The organism is Bifidobacterium sp. W8103, from assembly GCF_016100775.1.
GTDB classification, from domain to species: Bacteria; Actinomycetota; Actinomycetes; order Actinomycetales; family Bifidobacteriaceae; genus Bombiscardovia; species Bombiscardovia choladohabitans.
The window spans coordinates 162,515-182,735 of sequence record NZ_JACFRV010000002.1; the positions used below are offsets into that span (position 1 = coordinate 162,515).

15 protein-coding genes and 1 tRNA gene are annotated in these 20,221 nt (G+C 64.3%); 12 read left to right on the forward strand and 4 right to left on the reverse strand.

Translation table 11 applies throughout. The features are described 5' to 3' along the window. Window positions 1-64 precede the first annotated feature (64 nt). Window positions 65-940, reverse strand: a complete 876-nt coding sequence (locus tag H3U90_RS07445) for a TrmH family RNA methyltransferase (RefSeq protein WP_232340677.1) — start codon at window positions 938-940, stop codon at window positions 65-67. Window positions 941-1,105: 165 nt separating this feature from the next. Then, window positions 1,106-1,194 (reverse strand) — tRNA-Leu (locus H3U90_RS07450). Window positions 1,195-1,312: 118 nt separating this feature from the next. Between H3U90_RS07450 and H3U90_RS07455 the strand changes: the two genes are divergently transcribed. The 6 genes from H3U90_RS07455 to era all read left to right on the forward strand — a co-directional run bounded on the left by H3U90_RS07455 (window position 1,313) and on the right by era (window position 6,681). Beyond that, window positions 1,313-2,113, forward strand: coding sequence for a 16S rRNA (uracil(1498)-N(3))-methyltransferase (locus H3U90_RS07455; protein WP_198177740.1), 801 nt, complete (start codon window positions 1,313-1,315; stop codon window positions 2,111-2,113). Between the two features lie 89 nt (window positions 2,114-2,202). Beyond that, entirely contained in the window at window positions 2,203-2,550 is a 348-nt protein-coding gene (locus H3U90_RS07460; RefSeq protein ID WP_198177741.1) for a histidine triad nucleotide-binding protein, read from the forward strand. Between the two features lie 67 nt (window positions 2,551-2,617). Next, a complete protein-coding gene (locus tag H3U90_RS07465; protein WP_415873761.1) occupies window positions 2,618-3,775 on the forward strand; it encodes a PhoH family protein in 1,158 nt (385 codons plus the stop codon). After that, the gene (gene ybeY / locus H3U90_RS07470; protein WP_198177743.1) at window positions 3,772-4,326 is read left to right on the forward strand and encodes an rRNA maturation RNase YbeY; all 555 of its coding nucleotides are present in this window, start codon (window positions 3,772-3,774) and stop codon (window positions 4,324-4,326) included. The genes H3U90_RS07465 and ybeY overlap by 4 nt, the downstream gene beginning before the upstream one ends. Then, the gene (locus H3U90_RS07475; protein WP_198177744.1) at window positions 4,319-5,731 is read left to right on the forward strand and encodes a hemolysin family protein; all 1,413 of its coding nucleotides are present in this window, start codon (window positions 4,319-4,321) and stop codon (window positions 5,729-5,731) included. Before ybeY ends, H3U90_RS07475 begins: the two co-directional genes overlap by 8 nt. Continuing rightward, window positions 5,728-6,681 (forward strand): GTPase Era, encoded by a 954-nt coding sequence (gene era, locus H3U90_RS07480; protein ID WP_198177745.1) that lies wholly within the window; start codon window positions 5,728-5,730, stop codon window positions 6,679-6,681. The genes H3U90_RS07475 and era overlap by 4 nt, the downstream gene beginning before the upstream one ends. A 6-nt stretch (window positions 6,682-6,687) precedes the next feature. Here the strand turns inward: era and H3U90_RS07485 are convergent, their stop codons facing one another. Further along, on the reverse strand, window positions 6,688-8,709 hold the full coding sequence (locus tag H3U90_RS07485) for an AMP-dependent synthetase/ligase (RefSeq protein WP_198177746.1): 2,022 nt from the start codon (window positions 8,707-8,709) through the stop codon (window positions 6,688-6,690). Between the two features lie 235 nt (window positions 8,710-8,944). Here H3U90_RS07485 and H3U90_RS07490 point away from each other — a divergent pair, with 235 nt between their 5' ends. The 3 genes from H3U90_RS07490 (at window position 8,945) to H3U90_RS07500 (ending at window position 11,849) form a co-directional block, all read left to right on the forward strand. Further along, window positions 8,945-9,568 carry a 50S ribosomal protein L25/general stress protein Ctc gene (locus tag H3U90_RS07490; protein ID WP_198177747.1) on the forward strand — a complete coding sequence of 208 codons (624 nt, stop codon included), beginning with the start codon at window positions 8,945-8,947 and terminating at the stop codon, window positions 9,566-9,568. A gap of 187 nt (window positions 9,569-9,755) precedes the next feature. Then, a complete protein-coding gene (locus tag H3U90_RS07495; RefSeq protein ID WP_045935416.1) occupies window positions 9,756-10,883 on the forward strand; it encodes a branched-chain amino acid aminotransferase in 1,128 nt (375 codons plus the stop codon). A 183-nt stretch (window positions 10,884-11,066) separates the two neighbouring features. Beyond that, the gene (locus tag H3U90_RS07500) at window positions 11,067-11,849 is read left to right on the forward strand and encodes a trimeric intracellular cation channel family protein (protein WP_198177748.1); all 783 of its coding nucleotides are present in this window, start codon (window positions 11,067-11,069) and stop codon (window positions 11,847-11,849) included. 41 nt (window positions 11,850-11,890) lie between these two features. Here the strand turns inward: H3U90_RS07500 and rpsT are convergent, their stop codons facing one another. Beyond that, entirely contained in the window at window positions 11,891-12,151 is a 261-nt protein-coding gene (gene rpsT / locus H3U90_RS07505; protein ID WP_015021872.1) for a 30S ribosomal protein S20, read from the reverse strand. Between the two features lie 145 nt (window positions 12,152-12,296). On the opposite strand from rpsT, the gene lepA reads away from it, so the two are divergent. From lepA to gltB, 3 genes are all read left to right on the forward strand, one after another. After that, window positions 12,297-14,174, forward strand: coding sequence for a translation elongation factor 4 (lepA, locus tag H3U90_RS07510; RefSeq protein WP_198177749.1), 1,878 nt, complete (start codon window positions 12,297-12,299; stop codon window positions 14,172-14,174). Between the two features lie 4 nt (window positions 14,175-14,178). Next, window positions 14,179-15,522, forward strand: coding sequence for a radical SAM family heme chaperone HemW (hemW, locus tag H3U90_RS07515; protein ID WP_198177750.1), 1,344 nt, complete (start codon window positions 14,179-14,181; stop codon window positions 15,520-15,522). 123 nt (window positions 15,523-15,645) lie between these two features. Continuing rightward, window positions 15,646-20,220 (forward strand): glutamate synthase large subunit, encoded by a 4,575-nt coding sequence (gene gltB, locus H3U90_RS07520; protein ID WP_198177751.1) that lies wholly within the window; start codon window positions 15,646-15,648, stop codon window positions 20,218-20,220. The last annotated feature ends 1 nt before the right edge of the window (window position 20,221 follow it).

Here is a 20,221-nt window from a genome sequence, read left to right on the forward strand (position 1 = left end):
ATGAAGTGAGCTAGCGGAGGGCAGCAGGAATTTGCTGTATAGTTGAGGGCTCAGTTGGCGAGGCTCAGTCAGCTTGCTGAGGTCTGGTCGCGTAGAAGGCCACGGCGCTCGAGGCAGCCACATTCAGGCTGTCCACGTCATGGCTCATGGGGATGCGCACGGTCAGGTCCGCCCGGGCGATGGTCCTGTGGCTCAGTCCGTCCCCTTCGGTACCGAATATCAGGGCCAGGCGATCGATCCGGTCGGGCCCGTGCCCTAGACGCTCAGACAGCTCGTCCAGGCTGATGGCATCCCGGTTCAGGGCCATGGCCGCCGTGGTGAAACCCAAATCATGCAGCTGCTTCATGCCCTGGTCGGGCCAGGCGTGGAGATCGTCGCCGCCGATTCTTGTCCAGGGAACCTGAAAGACCGTGCCCATGGAGACCCGTGCGGCCCTGCGGTACAGGGGGTCGGAACAGGAAGGGGTGAACAGGACCGCATCCACCTGCAGGGCTGCCGCCGAACGCATCAGCGCGCCGATGTTGGTGTGGTCGACAATGTTCTCCATGACGGCTATCCGTTTTGCCGAGCGGCAGATATGCTCCACGGTGGGCAGAGGCCAGCGTCTCATGGCGGCCAGTGCGCCCCGATGCAGCCGGTAGCCGGTGATGGTCTTGAGCTGTGCTGGGCTGGCCACGTAGACGGGAATGTTGGGTCCGAAGGCTGCGTCCACCTGGTCGAACATGGAGCGCATCCCCTCCAGCCAGGGCTCTTCCACCAGGAAGGAGATAGGCTCAACCCCGGCATCAAGGGCGCGGGCGATGACCTTGGGGGACTCGGCGATGAACAAGCCCCTGGCGGGTTCCAGACGATTGCGCAGCTGCGGCTCGGTCAGCCTGGTGTAGGCCTCGATCCTGTCATCGTCGATGGAGCCGATTCTCACCTTGAGCACGTCTGCCATACCTCCTTCTGGTTCTGTCAACAGCATAGGCAAAGCAACCGAAAACCGAACATGAGTCATTTTCGACGGAGAGTGTGGATAACAGGTCAGAAAGAGCCATGTTGATCAAATACGGAAAGCAGGGAAGATACGAATCGTAGAAGTCCCCAACGATGTGGAATCGAGTGTCCGGAACGGGAGTTGAACCCGTACGCCTGTATATATATAGGCACTAGCACCTCAAGCTAGCGCGTCTACCATTCCGCCACCCGGACAGGTGCGTAACCGCAACGGAGACAATCATAGCATCTCAGGCGACATCGTGCACTGGGCGATCAGGGGAGCGTGTCGTCGCAGTGAGTGCTTTTCGGCGGCGGGCTGTAGCCTAACACCATGACCGCACCCCTCTTCCTGTTGGATCCCGACCACGATGATTCCCCACTGGCCAGCGACGAGCTCCATACCGGCTGGCGCCTGACCCTGCCCGAGCACATCCGTCGCCATGCCCTGGGTTCCATGAGGCTGAAGAATGGGGACCAGCTGGATCTTTCTGACGGGGGCGGACTGCGCATCAGCGCCATGGTAAGGGATGCCTCGACCGGCCTGGTGGAGGTCACCGCTGTGGGGCGGCAGGCGCCTCCCGAGAAGGAACTGATTCTTGTTCAGGCCCTGGCCAAGGGCGGCAGGGACGAGCAGGCCATCGATATGGCTACCCAGATTGGAGTTGATCAGGTCATGCCTTGGCAGGCTGATCGGTCCATAGCCAAATGGAGGCCGGGCCGCAACGACCGGCACTGGCAGGCCACATTGGATGCAGCCACTGAGCAGAGCCGGAGGGCCTACCGTCCTCGACTGCTGGACAAGGTGGACAGTCGTGGCCTGGCCTCCTGGTGCCGGAAGGCGACCGATCAGGGAGGCCTGGTCCTGATACTGCACCAGGACGCCGATCTTGGATGGGATGCGGTCCGTAAACGCACAGACAAGCTTCCAACGAGCTCATCGATCGCCGTGGTTGTGGGTCCCGAGGGCGGGATTGCCGATCAGGAGATTCAGGCCATGATGAGGCAGGGGGCTCTGCCGATCCGGTTGGGCGGCAACATCCTCCGGGCCGCTCTTGCCGGACCAGTGGCCCTGACCCTGTTGGCGGACATGCTGGGCCGCTGGCAGTTGGACGCCCCTGAGCCCAGCGCATGAAGTCGCACACAATATACAACCTCGACAATAAGATGGAAAACAGCGAAAACACCAAAAACAACAATGTCGGCAAACGGTAAGGAGTGGTCATGAGCGATGACGATCGACAGGAGGACTGCATCTTCTGCAGAATCGTGGCAGGGGAGGTTCCCAGCGAAAAGGTCTACGAGGATGAGACCGTCTACGCTTTCAAGGATGCCAACCCCAAGGCCGCCGTCCATGTCCTGATCGTCCCGCGCCGCCACTACGCATCGGTGGCCGAACTGGCCAAGGCTGATCCTGAGACTCTGGCCCACATCGTCCAGGTGGCGCAGCAGATCGCCGACCAAGACTTCCACGGAGCCTACCGACTGATCTTCAACACGGGGGAGGACGCCGGCCAATCGGTCTTCCACGTCCACGCCCATGTCCTGACCGGACAGGTATTGCCCGAGTGAGGCCCATGTTCACCATCGTCATCGTGCAGGAAGGGAACCCGTGGCGGTAACTACGCGAACCCTGGAGATTCCGGAGGGGATCGACCCGGTTCAGGTGTTAGGGCCGGAGGATGCAGTCATCGACAGGATCGGGCGCGCCTTCCCGGCAGTGTCCATCCTGGTTCGGGGCAACCGGATTGTGCTGCGGGCCCAGGACCGGCAGGGCGACGTTCAGGCAGCCCAGATTCGGGACCTGCTGTCTGAACTCATGCAGACCGCCGATCAGGTTCCCCTGGATGCCGATCAGGTGGGGCGAATACTGGATCACCGTCGCTTGGGGGCCGTCGACGCAGCCGATTACTCCCGTCCAGCAGAGCAAAAAATCACGGGCAGCAATACGCCATACCAAACCTTCGTAAACTACAAATCGCAGGATCGCAATACGACAGACAGTACTTCTGTAGACCGCAATCATCGGGGAAGAGCCATTGCAGAGCCGGAGAGGGCCAAGGCCATAGAAGACACCAAGTATCCGGGTCAGGCAGCTCCTGCTGCAGTTCGTCGCCGCCCCCTGACCCAGGCCTCCAAGGGTCCGATCAGGCCCAAGACGGATGGCCAGTCCGCCTATGTGGCGGCCATTGAAACGCATACCATCACCTTCGGCATCGGTCCGGCCGGCACAGGCAAGACCTATCTGGCGGTGGCCAAGGCCGTTCAGGAATTCCGGGCCGGGCGCATCGGGCGAATCATTCTGACCAGGCCTGCCGTGGAGGCGGGAGAGAGCCTGGGCTTCCTGCCCGGCACCCTCAATGAGAAGGTCGATCCCTATCTGCGGCCCCTCTACGATGCCCTGGCTGACATGCTGGGCACCTCGCGGTTCCACCGACTTCTGGCCGATGAGACCATTGAGGTGGCTCCGCTGGCCTACATGCGCGGGCGCACCCTGAACGATGCCTTCGTCATCCTGGATGAGGCGCAGAACACCACCCGCAGGCAGATGAAGATGTTCCTGACCCGTCTGGGCTTCAACACCAAGATGGTCATCACCGGCGACGTCACCCAGGTGGATCTGGGCGGGCCTGCATCCGGTCTGGCCACCATCGAACAGGTGCTGCACGGCATCGACGATATTGCCTTCGTACACCTGCAGGCGGCCGACGTGGTGCGCAATCGGCTGGTCGGGCAGATTGTCCGGGCCTACGACCGTGCCGATCAGGCCCGCAGCCGGGGACGGGAGCAGGCATGAGCGTAGAAGTGACCAACGAGACCCAGTGGCTGATCGACGCCAAGACCTTCTCCGACCTGGGTGTGTGGGTGCTGGACCAGATGCGGGTGAGCACCCAGTCCGACATGACCATCATCTTCAATGATCCCGAGCCCATGGCGGTGCTGCACGAGCGCTGGATGAACCTGGCCGGGCCAACCGATGTCATGAGCTTTCCCATGGACGAGCTGCGCCCCGGGGACGAGAACCATCGGCAGGAGGGCATCCTGGGCGACATCGTCATCTGCCCCTGGGTGGCGGCACAGCAGGCTCTGGCTGCCGGTCATTCCACCATGGAGGAGATGCTGCTGCTGGCCATCCATGGCACCCTGCACCTGCTGGGATACGACCATGCCAGCAGGGAGCAGGAGGCGCAGATGTTCGGACTGCAGCGCCAACTCCTGCTGACCTTCCTGGCGCTGCGCCAGGGGCCCATTGCGGATGCCGCGCTGCCGGCCGGGGCCACCAATGCGCTGGAAATCTACGAGCGGTACGGCCGTGATGCCCACCGGAGAGGCAGATCCCATGAGTGAGCGGACCATCGCCGCCCTGGTGGTCATGGCTCTGGCCGTCATCGCCCTGGTCGTGCTCTCCCTGGCGCTTGCCGAGGCCCAGGGGGCGCTCAACCGGGTGACCCGATCCAGTCTCAACAATTTGATCCTGGGCCTGCAGACCGACCAGGAACTCAGCCAGTTCTCCAGGATGAAGCGGATTGACCGCATCCACCGGGCCCAGAGCCTGATTTCCCAACGGCAGGTGACCGGAAGCGCCTGTGCCTTTTTCCGCATCATCTGCGACATCATGGTCGGCGTCCTCGTGGCCTGCATGGCTGCTCTTGGCGGCCTGCCCTTCTGGGAGCAACTGCTGTGCGGAGTGGTCATGGCCATCCTGGTGGCCGCCGTCTCCGTCACCCTGGGTCCTCATGGCCGCTCCCGCCAGCCCATGGAAGCACTGCTCAAGCACGTCCGTCTGGTCGGGCTGGCTGTCCTCCTGACGCCTTTCAAGCGTCGGCGGCAGGCCCAAGCCCGTTCCCGCATAAACCATCGCGGTGACCTTTCCGACGACGAGGAGCTGGAGAAGATCCAGATCGAGCAGGGTCGTGCCATGGTCGACCAGCTGGTGGAGGCCGGCGCCTTCGATCCGGAGATCTCCGAGATGCTGAAGAACGTGCTGACCCTGTCGACCACGCTGACCCGAGAGATCATGGTCCCTCGCACCGACATGATCTGCATCTCCAAAGACGCCAGTCTCGATTCGGCCCTGAAGCTCTTCTCCCGGTCGGGATTTTCCCGTATACCCGCCATTGGGGAGGACGTGGATGACCTGGTCGGCATCGTCTACCTGAAGGATGTGGTCCGGGCCCTGGCCTTCAGCCATAAGGGCGACAGATCGGTCGCCTCCATCATCCGTCGGCCCGTTCTGGTGCCTGAGTCCAAGCCGGTGGACGACCTCTTCCACTACATGCAGCGCTCCCGCCACCACCTGGCCGTGGTTGTGGACGAGTACGGGGGCATCGCAGGCCTGGTCACCATTGAGGACGCCATCGAGCAGATCGTGGGGGAGCTGGAGGACGAGCATGACCGGGTCCAGCACGACGAGCCCAAGCAGATCGGCCCTCATACCTGGCAGCTGCCGGTCCGCACGCCCATCGCCGACCTGGAGGAACTCTACGAGATAACCATCGACGAGGACGATGTGGATACGGTCTACGGCCTGCTGACCAAGCTGCTGGGTTCCGTGCCGGTCTCAGGCTCATCGGCGGTGACCCGGGGAATCAGGCTGACTGCGGGCGAAGCGGTTGGCCGCCGCAAGAAAATCGCCACCATCGTGGTCGAGCCGGCCAACGGATCCAGCATCGCCCTGGAGGACGGTGTGGAGCAGGAAGACCAACAGACCGACGGGGAACAACCCGAGCAGGACAGTCAGGAGAATTCATGACCAAGGAAGAACACAGCGACGCCAAGGTGCCGGTCCACCGATCGGGGTTTGTGGCAGTAGTGGGCCGGCCCAATGTGGGCAAGTCCACCCTCATGAACGCCCTGGTTGGCAGGCCCATCGCCATCGCCTCCTCCCGGCCGGAGACCACCCGCAAGGCCATCCGGGGGATTATGACCCGCCCTGAGGCCCAGGTGGTCCTGGTGGATACCCCGGGCATCCACCGTCCGCGCACCCTGCTGGGCCAACGGCTCAACGACGTGGTCGAGGCCTCCCTGTCGGACGTGGACGCCATTGCGTTTCTGCTGCCCGCCGACCAGGCCATCGGCCCCGGAGACCGCCGCATTCTCAGTCGGCTACGGTCCGACTTCGCCCGCAAGGACCAGGACGGCAAATGGATCTGGCGGAAGCCCCTGATTGCCGTAGTGACCAAAATCGACCAATTGGACAAGGGTCAGCTGGTGGACAAGCTCCTGGAGATCGGCGCCTTCGCCGACTTCTCCCAGATCGTTCCGGTCAGCGCCCTGGAGGCTGACAACGTGGATGAGGTGGCCCAGGTGCTGATGGATGCCATGCCCGAGGGCCCTCAGCTTTACCCCGACGACCAGCTGACCGAGGAGCGTCCCGAGGACATGATCGCCGAGCTGGTCCGTGGAGCCTATCTGGAGGAGCTCGACGACGAGCTGCCCCACTCCCTGGCCGTCCGCGTGGAGTCCATCGAGCCGGATCCGGATGGCGGGCGCGACACTGTACATATAGGCATTTATGTGGAGCGCGACTCCCAGAAGCCCATCGTCATCGGGCGTGGGGCCGAGCACCTGGTGCGGGTGAAGAAGAAACTGCGTACCGCAGTCAACCGGACCATGGGACGCAAGGTCCGGTTGGATCTGCACGTCAAGGTGGCCCACAACTGGCAGACCGACCCCAAGCAGCTGGAGCGCCTGGGGTTCTGATCCTGTTCAGCGGCGGGGTGCCGGGGTGCGCTTGGCCGTGTACATCCGGCTGTTCAGCAGGTCGGCGTAGCGCTCGATGACCTTGGGCCGGATCACCTTCATGGATGGTGTCATCAGCCCGTTGTCCTGGGTGAACTCCTCGGGCAGGATGATGAACTTGCGTACCGATTCGGCCCGGGAGACGCCCTCATTGGCCCGGTCCACATACTCCTGGACCTCGGCCCGGACCACGGCGTTCTGCGCAGCCTCCTGCAGGGACATGTTCCGATCCAGTCCCTTGGAGGCCAGCCAGGGCCGCAGGGCGGACTCGTTCAGGGTGACCAGGGCCGAGATGAAGGGCCGCTTATCGCCCAGAACCAGGGCCTGGGAGACGATCTCGGAACGCTCGATGACCTCCTCGATGGGCCTGGGGGAGACGTTCTTGCCACCGGCGGTGATGATCAGGTCCTTCTTGCGCCCGGTCAGGAAGAGGAACCCGTCACGGGAGAGCCGTCCCAGGTCGCCAGTGGCGTACCAGCCGTCCTCGGTGAAGGAATCGCGGGTGGCCTCCTCGTTCTTGTGGTAGCGGTGGAATACACAGACACCCTTGATCTGCACCTCGTCGTCCGAGGCGATGCGGATGGTGAACCCCGGGAAGGGGATGCCCACCGAACCCCTGTGGTAGGGGGTGCCCAGGGGGTTGAAGGCGCAGGGCGCGGTGGTCTCGGTCAGGCCGTAGCCCTCATAGACCGGGACATTGGATCCGCGGAAGAACCCCAGCAGCTCCGGGTCCAGGGGAGCGCCTCCTGAGACGATCCACTTGGCCCGTCCGCCCAGGACCTGGCGCAAAGAAGAATAGACGAGCGGGTCGTAGAGAGCACGCCGCAGGGCGCTGCGCCTGGTAGGCCAGCCCTGGCGGGAGATGTCCTCCATGTAGGTGCGTGCCGCCCGTGCCGCTCCATTGAAGATTCTGCCCTTGATGCCGTGCCCGGCCTTCTGGGAGGCGGCGTTGTAGACCTTCTCGAAAACCCTGGGCACGCCGATGATGACCGTGGGCTTGGACTCCTGCAGGTCGGACAGCAGGGTGGCCAGTCCGGAGGAGATGTACACGTGCATGGTTCCGTAGACGACCCCGTAGCTGATGGCCCGGGCGAAGGTGTGTGCCTGGGGCAGGAAGAGCAGGATGGATCCATCCGGGTCGTGGGTCAGATTGGGGATGAAGGCGTTCAGGTTCCTGGCCAGCTGGCAGTAATGCTCATGGGTCATCTCCACGCCCTTGGGCGCCGCTGTGGAACCCGAGGTGTAGACGATGGAGCATAGGTCGGTCTTATGGATGGAGTTGATCCGCTCGTCAAGCTCGGCGTCGCTGACCGACTCCCCGTAGGCCTGCAGCTCCTGCAGGGCCCCGGACTCCAGGCAGGCGATCCGCTCCAGGGTGGGGCACTCCTTGTCGGCCCCCTCGGCCTTGGCCCGCATCTCAGCGGTCTGCACCACTAGCAGCCTGGCATCGGAGTTGTTGACGATGAATCGGATCTGCTCGGCCGAATCGGTGTCGTAGATGGTGGCGATGACCCCGCCGATGGACAGGACCGCGGCATCCACGATGTCCCACTCGTAGCTGGTCCTGCACATGAAGGCCACGGCATCGCCCTTCTTCAGCCCGTAGTGCAGGAAGCCCTTGGCGGTGGTCCTGATGTCGTGCAGGATCTCCCGGCCGGTCCGGTAGGTCCAGCTGCCGTTCTCCACAAAGTGCAGAACCGGCTGATCGGGGGTGCGGCGGGCCCGGTCGGCGTAGATGTCATAGACGGTCATGTCGTCTGGCACCGGTCCCATGCCGGCGGTGGTGGCCGAAAGCAGTCCCGAGGCCGGATCCATGCGCGTGGTGGTGGCGTAATCGGCAGACCAGAAATGCGTGTTGGGCAGGGCGAGTGACTCCTCGGCGGCCCGGGGGGTAGCCTGCGACGGATCCTCATTCTCCTCGCCAGTCGGTCCCTCCCCATGACCCACCTGGTGTGCCACAAAAGATTTGACCGATGCTAGTAACGACACGTTGTCTCCTTCAATAATCGCGGGATATGTCCAGAATAGCCGCCTACTTGGAGAAGGGCGGGCCCGGTGCTAAAGTGGGCACGTTGCTTTGGCGAGGGAGGCTTCACGGCCTCCGTTATCGACTCGGCTGGATCATCGGCGGCCATTCCTTATGGGCGGTCCGGAATCCGACGCGGCGATGCGCCAGGACCGGCCCAGGTCGGTCTTGAGGAACCAGACAAGGAAGGAAGCCAACATGGCCAACACAATTAAGCTCGAGGGCGAAGTCCGCGACCAATTCGGCAAGGGAGCGGCACGCCGCATGCGCGTGGCCCAGCAGATTCCCGCCACCATCTACGCCGGCGGCGCCCAGCCCGACTACATCAAGCTGCCCATGCGAGAGACCACACTGGCCCTGCGCCGCGCCAACGCCCTTTTCTCCATCAGCTTCGGCGGGCAGACCAAGACCGCCGTGGTCAAGGACGTGCAGCGCAACCCGGTCAAGCGCCAGGTGGAGCACATCGACTTCTATGAGGTCCGTGCCGGCGAGAAGGTCACTGTGGAGGTGCCTGTCTTCGTCAGCGGCGAGACCAAGGGCGCCGCCGTGGCCCTGATCGACACCCAGAACCTGCAGGTCCGGGCCGATGTGTCCAACCTGCCCGAGCGCATCGACATCAGCGTGGAGGGCCTGGCCGAGGGCGATAAGATCCTGGCCAAGGACATCAAGCTGCCCGAGGGCTCGGAGCTGGTCATCGACGATATGGAGGAATCCATCGTCTCTGTCGAGATCCCCAAGGAGGAGAGCCTGGAGACCCCCACCGAGGAGACCGAGCAGGCCGATGCGGAAGCCGCTCCGGAGGCCGACGCCCAGAGCGAGTGAACCCAGGGTTCCGCTCTACAAGGCCGTGGGATCATCAGGATCCTGCGGCCTTTTTGTGTGAGACGGTCACTATGCGAAATGGGATGAACAGGTCGGCGCCTGCCTATGCGATAGTTCGGGTACCGGGCATCGCCATAAGCATTGCACCCGAGCAACCAAATACAGTAGCAAGAAGAAGTGGTAGACAATGGCAGAGCAATCACATCACGACCCGAAGGCACTCAATGAGTTGGCGGACGCTTTCAAGGTCATTCCCAACGATCATCCCGCCTCTGACGAGGAACGTGCCCGGCTGATTGACAAGCCCGCCTTCGGCCAGCTCTTCTCCGACAACATGACCCACATGGGATGGACTTCGGATGACGGCTGGAAGGATCGCAGGGTTGAGCCCTACGGACCGATCAGCCTGGATCCGGGGGCCTCGGTGCTTCACTACGCCCAGGAGGCCTTCGAGGGGCTCAAGGCCTACTACCACGACGACGGCTCTATCTGGCTCTTCCGGCCCGATGCCAACGCCCAGCGCTTCTACAACTCAGCCAAGCGTCTGGCCCTGCCCCCGCTTGAGCCCGATGACTTCCTGGGTTCGGTTGCGGCCCTGGTTCGCCGTGACGCGGCCTGGGTGCCCAGGCGGCGCGAGTACACGCTCTATATGCGCCCCTATATGTTCGCCTCCGAGCCCTTCCTGGGCGTGCGCGCCCCACATGCGGTCGACTATTGCGTCATCGCCTCGCCCTCGGGACCCTACTTCGCCGGCGGTGTCAAGCCGGTCAGCATCTGGGTGGAGGACAAGTGGTTCCGCACCGGCCCCGGTGGCACCGGCTTCGCCAAGTGCGGCGGCAACTATGCGGCCTCCCTGCTTGGTGAGAACCGAGGTGCCGAGCATGGCTGCGAGCAGGTCTGTTTCGTCGACGCGGCCACCAAGACCTACCTGGAGGAGCTGGGCGGCATGAACATGTTCACCGTCCATAAGGACGGCCACCTGGAGACCCCCAGCCTGACCGGGACCATTCTTCCCGGCGTCACCCGCAACTCCCTGATTGCCCTGGCCCAGGACCACGGTCGTGACGTGGTGGAGACCATGATCCGTCTGGACACCCTGCTGGACGACATCCGTTCGGGCGAGGTCACCGAGGTGTTCGCCTGCGGGACCGCCGCCATCATCACCCCGATCGGGCGCTTCAAGTCCGAGAACTTCGACGTCCAGGTGGCCGACGGTGGTTCAGGCAAGGTCACCATGGACCTGCGCAACGAGCTCCTGGGCATCCAGCTGGGCGAGATTGAGGATCCGCACGATTGGATGTGGAAGGTCTGCTGAGCACTGACCCCATTCCTGCCTGACAGGTCTTGAAAGGAAGGCGGCTTCAGGGCAACTTTTTGCCCTAAGTCGCCTTTTGTCATCTTTGTGGCCTTGGACACATCCCCGGCCTGTTCAGGCTTGGGGTTGGCTAATCTATAGACAGATTTGAGTGCGGGACGATTCCGGGAGGAGAAGCGCGGGATGAAGACGGCCTTGGAGGGGAACCTGATCTTCATGGTCATCGAGTACCTGGGCATCTTGAGCTGCGGGCTTTCGGGCGGTCTGGCTGCCGTGCGCAAGGGCTACGACATCATCGCCATCCTCTTGGTTTCCTGGATCAGCGCCCTGGGAGGCGGGGTGGTTCGTGACGTCTTGCTGGGACAGGTGCCGCCCAGTGGCATCACCGACAAGGGCTCGGTCATCGTCACCCTGGCATCCGGCCTGGTGGTGGCTGTCGCCCATCCTGAAATCAGCCGAATGACCTGGTCCATGCTGGTCACCGATGCCATGGCCCTGGGATCCTTCGCCGTCAACGGGACCGCCAAGGCCCTGATGTGCGGAACCGGTGGCATGACGGCCATCTTCATGGGCATGGCCACGGCCCTGGTCGGCGGCCTGTTGCGAGACATCCTCCTCAACCAGGTGCCTGCGGTCATCCAGGATCAGCACTGGTACGCGCTGCCCTCCCTGATCGGATGCCTGCTGACCCTGGTCTCCACGCGCGCCCAGCAGCACGGACTCTATCCGGCCCGTGTCGACATGATCCTGGACCTGGCCATCGTGGCCCTGGTGGTCGTCCTGCGCATCATCTCGGTGAAATTCGACATCCTCGTGCCAGGGGCGATGGACCGGCGCTCGGCCCGGCTGCCGCTCAACGACGCCCAGCTGGCCAGGGCCATCCGTCACTTGATGCGTGGCAGGTCGAACATCAGCGTCACCATCAAGCACACCGGCGAGGACCCGGATACCAAAAAGGGCCGGTGATCCAAGCGCTTGGATCACCGGCCCCTGTGGGGCACCCCGGTTCAGAGGGCGTTGACGGCGTTGGCCAGACCGGACTTGCGGTTGGCGGCCTGGTTGCGGTGGATCACACCCTTGCCGGCGGCCTTGTCCAGACGGCGGGCGGCCACCTGATAGGCAGCCTGAGCGGCCTCCTTGTCACCGGCATCCACGGCCTTGCGCACGGAACGCACGGAGGTCTTGATTGCGCTCTTGACCTCCTTGTTGCGCAGGTGCGCCTTTTCGTTGGTGATGACCCGCTTCTTCTGCGACTTGATGTTTGCCAATGTTGCTCCAAACGATGAATGTATCTGTACAGACAACCCACCATAGTAGCACCCGACCGGGAGAAGAATTCGCCAGGGGCGGGCGCTTCGGCCCAGGGCATCGTCTAGAATCGTTAGACCAGACGTACGTGAGGAGAGCAGACCGGTGCAGGAAGCCAAGAACCAACCAGGATTCACCGACCAATCGCTGATCCGCAACTTCTGCATCATCGCCCATATCGATCACGGCAAATCCACAGTGGCCGACCGGATCCTGCAACTGAGCGGGATCGTGCCCAAGCGCGAGATGCACGACCGGTTCCTGGACAGGATGGACATCGAGCAGGAGCGCGGCATCACCATCAAGTCCCAGGCCGTTCGCCTGCCCTGGGTCAAGGACGGCGTCGAATACACCCTGGGTATGATTGACACCCCAGGCCATGTGGACTTCACCTACGAGGTCTCCCGGGCCCTGGAGGCCTGCGAGGGCGCTGTCCTGCTGGTGGATGCCACCCAGGGCATCGAGGCTCAGACCCTCTCCAACCTGTATATGGCCCTGGAGGATGACCTGACCATCATCCCCGTCCTCAACAAGATCGACCTGCCCTCGGCCGAGCCCGACAAGCATGCCGAGGAGATAGCCAACCTGATCGGCTGCTCCACGGACGAGGTGCTGCGGGTATCGGGCAAGACCGGCGAAGGTATCCGCGAGCTGGTGGACCGCATCGTGGACCAGGTGCCGGCCCCCAAGGGGGACCCCAAGGCTCCGGCCCGCGCCCTGATCTTCGACTCGGTCTACGACTCCTACCGGGGAATCGTCACCTACATCAGAATGGTGGACGGCGAGCTCAAGGAGCGCCAGAAGATCCGCATGATGGGCCGGGCGACCGTGCACGACCCAATCGAGCTGGGGGTGATCAGCCCCGATATGACACCCACCAAGGCCCTGGGTGCCGGCGAGGTCGGCTACGTGATCACCGGCGTCAAGGACGTCAGCCAGTCCAAGGTGGGCGACACGGTCACTACCGAGGCCAACCCCGCCAAGGAACCCCTGCCCGGCTATCAGGATCCCCAGCCCATGGTCTATTCCGGGCTCTTCCCCATCGACAACGCCCAGTTCCCCGAGCTGCGCGACGCCCTGGACAAGCTCAAACTCAACGATGCCGCCCTGGTTTACGAGCCGGAGACCTCCGTGGCCCTGGGCTTCGGATTCCGCTGTGGATTCCTGGGACTACTGCACATGGAGATCGTCACCGAACGCCTGAGCAGGGAGTTCGGCATGGATCTGATCGCCACAGCCCCCAATGTCACCTACCAGGTGACCATGGAGGACGGCAGCGAGCACACGGTGACCAACCCCAGCGAGTTCCCCGACGGCAAGGTTCGCCGGATTCTGGAGCCTGTGGTCAGCGCCGACATCATCACCCCCAAGGAGTTCATCGGGCCGGTCATGGAGCTCTGCCAGGACCATCGTGGGCAGATGGGAACCATGGAGTACCTGAGTCCCGAGCGCGTAGAGATGCACTACCGGATGCCCCTGGCCGAGATTGTCTTCGACTTCTTCGACCAGCTGAAGAGCCGGACCAAGGGCTACGCCAGCCTGGACTACCAGCCCGACGGCACCCAGTCCGCAGACCTGGTCAAGGTGGACATCCTCATCCAGGGGGAGAAGATCGACGCCTTCTCTGCCATCGTCCACAAGGACAAGGCCTACGCCTACGGGGTGATGATGACCAAGAAGCTGCGCAAGCTGATTCCGCGCCAGCAGTTCGAGATCCCCATCCAGGCCGCCATAGGGTCGCGGATCATCGCCCGGGAGACCATCAGCGCCCTGCGCAAGGACGTGCTGGCCAAGTGCTACGGCGGAGACATCACCCGCAAGCGCAAGCTGCTGGAGAAGCAGAAGGCCGGCAAGAAGCGCATGAAGATGCTGGGCCATGTCGAGGTGCCCCAGGAGGCCTTCATCGCCGCCCTGAGCACTGGCCAGACCCAGGATCGGGACACCAAGGACAAGATCCGGGCCGCCGCCAAGAAGGAGGGCTGAACGGGTGGGATCCTACCAGGTCTACATCCATGTGCCTTTCTGCATGCGCCGTTGCGGTTACTGCGACTTCAACACCTACACGGCCCGCGACCTGGGCGGGGGCGCCAGCCGGGAGCATTACGCCGACCTGGCCATCCAGGAGATGCGCATGGTCCGCGACTGGCAAACTTCCCGAGGTCTGATAGAGCCGCCCGTGTCCACCATCTTCTTCGGTGGTGGCACGCCGACCATTCTGCCTGCCCAGGATCTGGTACGCATGGTCGAGGCCGTGGCCGACCTCTGGGGTCTGTCCCCTGGGGCCGAGGTCACCACCGAGGCCAACCCCGACACCGTGGATCGGGCCTACCTGGAGCAGCTGCTCAAGGGCGGCATCAATCGGGTGTCCTTCGGCATGCAGTCGGCGGTGCCCAGCGTCCTGGCCACCCTGGACCGCACCCACACTCCGGCCAATGTGACCACTGATGTGGCCGCCGCCCAGGATTTGGGGCTCAGGGCCAGTGTGGACCTGATCTACGGAACGCCGGGGGAGCGGCTCGAGGATTGGCGGACCAGCCTGCAGGCGGCCCTGGACCTGGGCGTGGACCATGTCTCCGCCTATGCCCTGACCCTGGAACCGACCACCAAGATGGGCCGAGCCGTGCGCCGGGGCCAGCTGCCCGGCCCCGATGACGATGACGAGGCGGCCAAGTACGAGATGGCCGACGACATGCTCTCCCAGGCAGGCCTCAACTGGTACGAGATCTCCAACTGGGCCCGCCCCGGCCAGGAGAGCCGTCACAACCTGGGCTACTGGCACAACGTGGACTGGGCCGGCATCGGGCCCGGCGCCCACTCCCACTATCGTGCTGTGGAAGGCCAGGATACGGGCATGGCACCAGTGGAAGAAGCCCGGGAGCAGGAGCCCGTTCGCTCCGTCTCGCCCGGGTTCAGGGCCACAGGAACAGCGGCAGCGCAGGAGGCCGATTCCGGGGCACACTGGTGGCTTTCGCCGGAGCCCGGTCCGGGGGAGCGGCGCGCCCGGGCCATTCGCTCCTGGGACATCGCCCACCCCAGGGACTGGGCCGCCGCCATGGATGCCGGACACGTGCCCTGGCAGGATGCCGAGCTTCTGGGCTTCAGGCAGGACCTGGAGGAGACGGTCATGCTGGCCCTGCGACTGCCCGAAGGCTTGGGGCTGGACCGGCTGACCAGACAGGCGGGCCGTCCGGCCGACCCGAAGATCCTTGAGGATCTGGTCGACCAGGGCCTCCTACTGCCCGTGCGTGACAGAATCCAGGTGACCCGTCGGGGCCGCCTGCTCAACGATCTGGTCATCGATCAGGTCCTGGAGGCGGTAGGAATTCGTTAGACACCGCGGAACGTTACACGGATGTCACCTGTGGATGCATTATCCTGTTGAGTCACCAATGACCAGGCTCTTCAAGGGTGGAGCATGCCGGCCCCGCCCGCGTCCACGAATGAGGTGATTGCGGTGTCATTCACGGCCCCTCTCGATCTGCACGTTCACGGCCCGCAAGGGCTCTATGACCCTGATACGGAACACGATGCCTGCGGTTTCGGCATGGTGGCCACCCTCAACCGACGGGATGAAAGACTGATCGTCGAGCAGGGCATCCGCGTCCTGGTCAACCTGGACCACAGAGGAGCCGTGGGTGCCGAGCCCAACACCGGCGATGGTGCCGGCATCATGCTCTCCATGCCTGACGAGTTCATGCGCACCCGTGTCTACCGGGATCTGCCTGAAGCCGGCCATTATCTGGCGGGTATGGCCTTCCTTGACAGGGATCCGGCACAGGCTGCCAGCCAAGAGGAGGCCATCGCCTCGATTGCGGGCCAGGAGGGGTTGCGCGTTCTGGCCTGGCGGGCGGTGCCCACCAATCCTGACGGACTGGGTCTGCAGGCCTTGGCCTCCATGCCCCGCTTCCTCATGCCCATCATGTGCGACGCCGGGCCTCAAGGCCGAGGGGGACTGGACCTCGAGCGGCTGGGCTACCGGGTCCGCAAGCGGGCCGAGCACGAGCTGGGCGTCTACTTCGCCTCCCTGTCCTGCAGGACCGTCACCTACAAGGGCATGCTGACCACCAAGCAGCTGCAGGGCTTCTTCCCCGACCTGAGCGATCCGGCCATGAAGGCCCGCCTGGCCATCGTCCACTCCCGCTTCTCCACCAACACCTTCCCCTCCTGGCCTCTGGCCCAGCCCTTCCGGATGATCGCCCACAACGGGGAGATCAACACCATCCAGGGCAACCGCAACTGGATGTCGGCCCGCGAGGGAAAGCTGAGTTCGGAGCTGCTGGGCGACATGGCCCCGCTGCTGCCGGTCAACACCCCCGGAGCCTCGGACTCGGGCACCTTCGACGAGACCCTTGAGCTGCTCCACCTGGCCGGGCGGTCCCTGCCCCACGCCGTCTCCATGATGATGCCTCCGGCCTGGCAGCAGGATCCGGACATGGACCCGGACCTGAAGGCCTTCTACCAGTACAACGACGCCCTGATCGAGCCCTGGGACGGCCCGGCGGCCATCGTCTTCACCGACGGGACCCTGGTGGGCGCCCAGCTGGACCGCAACGGCCTGCGCCCGGGTCGCTGGCAGCTGACCGAGGACGGCCACCTGGTCCTGGCCTCGGAGGCCGGCGTCCTGGAGGATACGCCCCAGGAATCCATTGTCGCCAAGGGCAGGCTGGAGCCGGGACGCATGTTCCTGGCCGATACCGAAGAGGGCCGGATCGTGCCCGACAGCGAAATCAAACGCCAGCTGGCCGGGCTGCACCCCTACAGGAAGTGGATTGCCGAACGGACCATCCGCCTGGACGACCTGCCCGAGCGTGAACACGTCAATTACTCGCGTATCTCGGTCCACCGCAGACAGCAGGCCTTCGGCTACACCCGGGAGGATCTGACCATGCTGCTGGGGCCCATGGCCGAAACCGGCGGCGAGCCCATCGGATCCATGGGCAATGACGCACCCATCGCCGTACTCTCACGCCGGTCGCGCATGCTCTTCGACTACTTCACCCAGAAGTTCGCCCAGGTCACCAACCCGCCCCTGGACTGGGAGCGTGAGGAGCTGGTGACCAGCATCGCCTCGGCCATCGGCCCCGAGCCCAACCTTCTGGAGGACACCCCCGAGCACGCCTGGAAGATCCACATCGACCTGCCTGTGGTGGATTCCGTGCAGATGGCCCAGATCAAGCGCCTGGACCGGGCACCGGTCCTGGAAGGCCGCTTCCGCCCCCGTCTGATCCGCGGCCTCTACCAGGTGGCCGGGGGCGGCAAGGCCCTTGAGGAGCGTCTGGAGGCCATCGAAGGGGAGGTGGATCAGGCCATTGAAGAGGGTTGCAATGTACTCGTCCTGTCCGACCGGGACTCCAACCACATCTGGGGACCCATACCCTCCCTGCTGCTGACCGGGGCCGTCCAGCACCACCTGCTCCGCCAACACACCCGCACCCAGGTCTCCCTGGCTGTGGAGGCCGGCGACGTGCGCGAGGTCCACCATGTGGCGCTGCTGATTGCCTACGGAGCCGCCTGCGTCAACCCCTACCTGGCCCTGGAGTCCGTGGAGAACCTGGCAAACAGCGGCGACCTTCATGTGGACGCCAAAAAGGCCTCCGCCAACCTGGTCCGGGCCCTGAGCACCGGGGTGCTGAAAATCATGAGCAAGATGGGTGTGAGCACCATCATGTCCTACCGGGGATCCCAGCTCTTCGAGGCGGTCGGGCTGAGCCAGGAGGTCATCGACCGCTGGTTCACCGGCACCACCTCCCTGGTGGGCGGCATAGGCCTGGATGAGATCGCCGCCGAGGTGGCCCAGCGCCATCGGGTGGCCTACCCCATCGAGTGGACCGCTGGATCCGGACATGACCTGGAGACAGGCGGCAACTACCACTGGCGTCGCACCGGAGAGGACCACCTGAACGACCCGGAGTCCATCTTCCTGCTCCAGCAGTCCACCAAGCGCGGGGATTATGGACTCTTCAGGGCCTACACCGACCATGTGAACGCGGCGGCCAAGCGCGGTATGACCCTGCGCGGCCTCATGGAGCTGCACTCCGACAGGGCACCCATACCGCTGGATCAGGTTGAGCCCGCCGAGTCCATCGTCACCCGCTTCTCCACCGGCGCCATGAGCTACGGGTCCATCTCCCAGGAGGCCCATGAGACCATGGCCCTGGCCATGAATCGGCTGGGGGCCAGGTCCAACTCGGGTGAGGGCGGTGAATCCCCGGACCGGATTGCAGACCCGGCCCGGACCAGCCGCATCAAGCAGGTGGCCTCGGCACGGTTCGGGGTGACCAGCGACTACCTGGTCTCGGCCACCGACCTGCAGATCAAGCTGGCCCAGGGGGCCAAACCAGGGGAGGGCGGCCACCTCCCCGGCGCCAAGGTTCCGCCCTGGATCGCCCAGGTCAGGCGTTCCACACCCGGGGTCGAGCTCATCTCGCCTCCGCCCCACCACGACATCTACTCCATCGAGGACTTGAAGCAGCTCATCCACGACCTTAAGATGGCCAACCCCCGGGCCCGCATCCACGTCAAGCTGGTCTCCGAGCACGGGGTGGGAACGGTGGCCGCAGGAGTGGCCAAGTGTCATGCCGACGTGGTCCTCATCTCCGGCCAGGACGGCGGTACGGGGGCGGCCCCGCTCAACGCCATCAAGCACGCGGGCACCCCCTGGGAGCTGGGCCTGGCCGAGACCCAGCAGACCCTGGTCATGAACGACCTGCGCTCGCGGATCGTGGTCCAGTGCGACGGGGAGCTCAAGACCGGCCGCGACGTGGTCGTAGCGGCCTTATTGGGGGCCGAGGAGTTCGGCTTCGCCACCACGGCGCTGCAGGTGGAGGGCTGTGTCATGATGCGTGCCTGCCACAAGAACACCTGTCCCCAGGGCATAGCCACCCAGGATCCGGAGCTGCGATCGCGCTTCACCGGCCGGCCCGAGGATCTGATCAACTTCTTCATGTTCATGGCACGCCAGGTGCGGGAGATCCTGGCCTCCCTGGGCTTCGCCAGCCTGGAGGAGGCGGTCGGCCACGTGGAGTGTCTGCGCCGGGACCCATCCGTGCGCACCTGGAAGAGCCAGGGCATCGACCTGGATGCCATCCTGCGCAAGCCGGGCCCGACCCCGGGCACTGTGCTGCACCACACCCAGGCCCAGGATCACGAACTGGACAAGTCCCTGGATGTGGACCTGATCCACCAGGCTGTCGACGCCCTGGACGAGGGTCGGCCGGTGGCCATCAAAACAACCGTGCGCAATGTCAACCGGAGCGTGGGCACCATGCTGGGCTACAGGATCACCCGCGAATACGGTGCGGCCGGCCTGCCTGCGAACACCGTGGACATCACGCTGACAGGTTCTGCCGGTCAATCCCTGGGCGCCTTCATCCCCAGGGGCGAGACCATCCGGGTGATCGGCGAGGCCAACGACTATGCAGGCAAGGGTCTGTCCGGTGGTCGTCTGGTCCTCCACGCCGCCCAGGGTGTCCGCTTCGATCCGCATCAGACCGTCATCTGCGGCAATGTGGCAGGATTCGGTGCCACCTCGGGCGATATGTTCGTGGCAGGCCGGGCCGGGGAACGCTTCGCCGTGCGCAATGGTGGCGGCCGCTTCGTGGTCGAGGGCCTGGGCGATCACGGCTGCGAGTATATGACCGGCGGCCTGGTCGTGGTGCTTGGACCCACAGGACGCAACTTCGGCGCCGGCTTCTCGGGAGGCGACGTCTACCTGCTGGACATGGATGCCTCCCGGCTCAATCCTGAAGCCTGGAATAACGGCTCCCTGCTGGCCCTGGAGCCCGACCAGGACCAGGCTGCCATGCTCAAGGGACTGATAGAGGAGCATGTCCGTCTGACCGGCTCAAAGGCTGCCGCCGCCCTGCTGGAGGACTGGCCGAGCGCGCTGGCCCGGTTCACCCATCTGGTTCCCCGTCGTTATCTGGCCATGAAGAAGGCTATGGAAGAGGCCGAGCGTGAGCATGTGGACTTCAACGCGCCCGGTGTCTGGGACGCCACCTACGCCCAGGTCATGGAAGGAGCGCACTGAT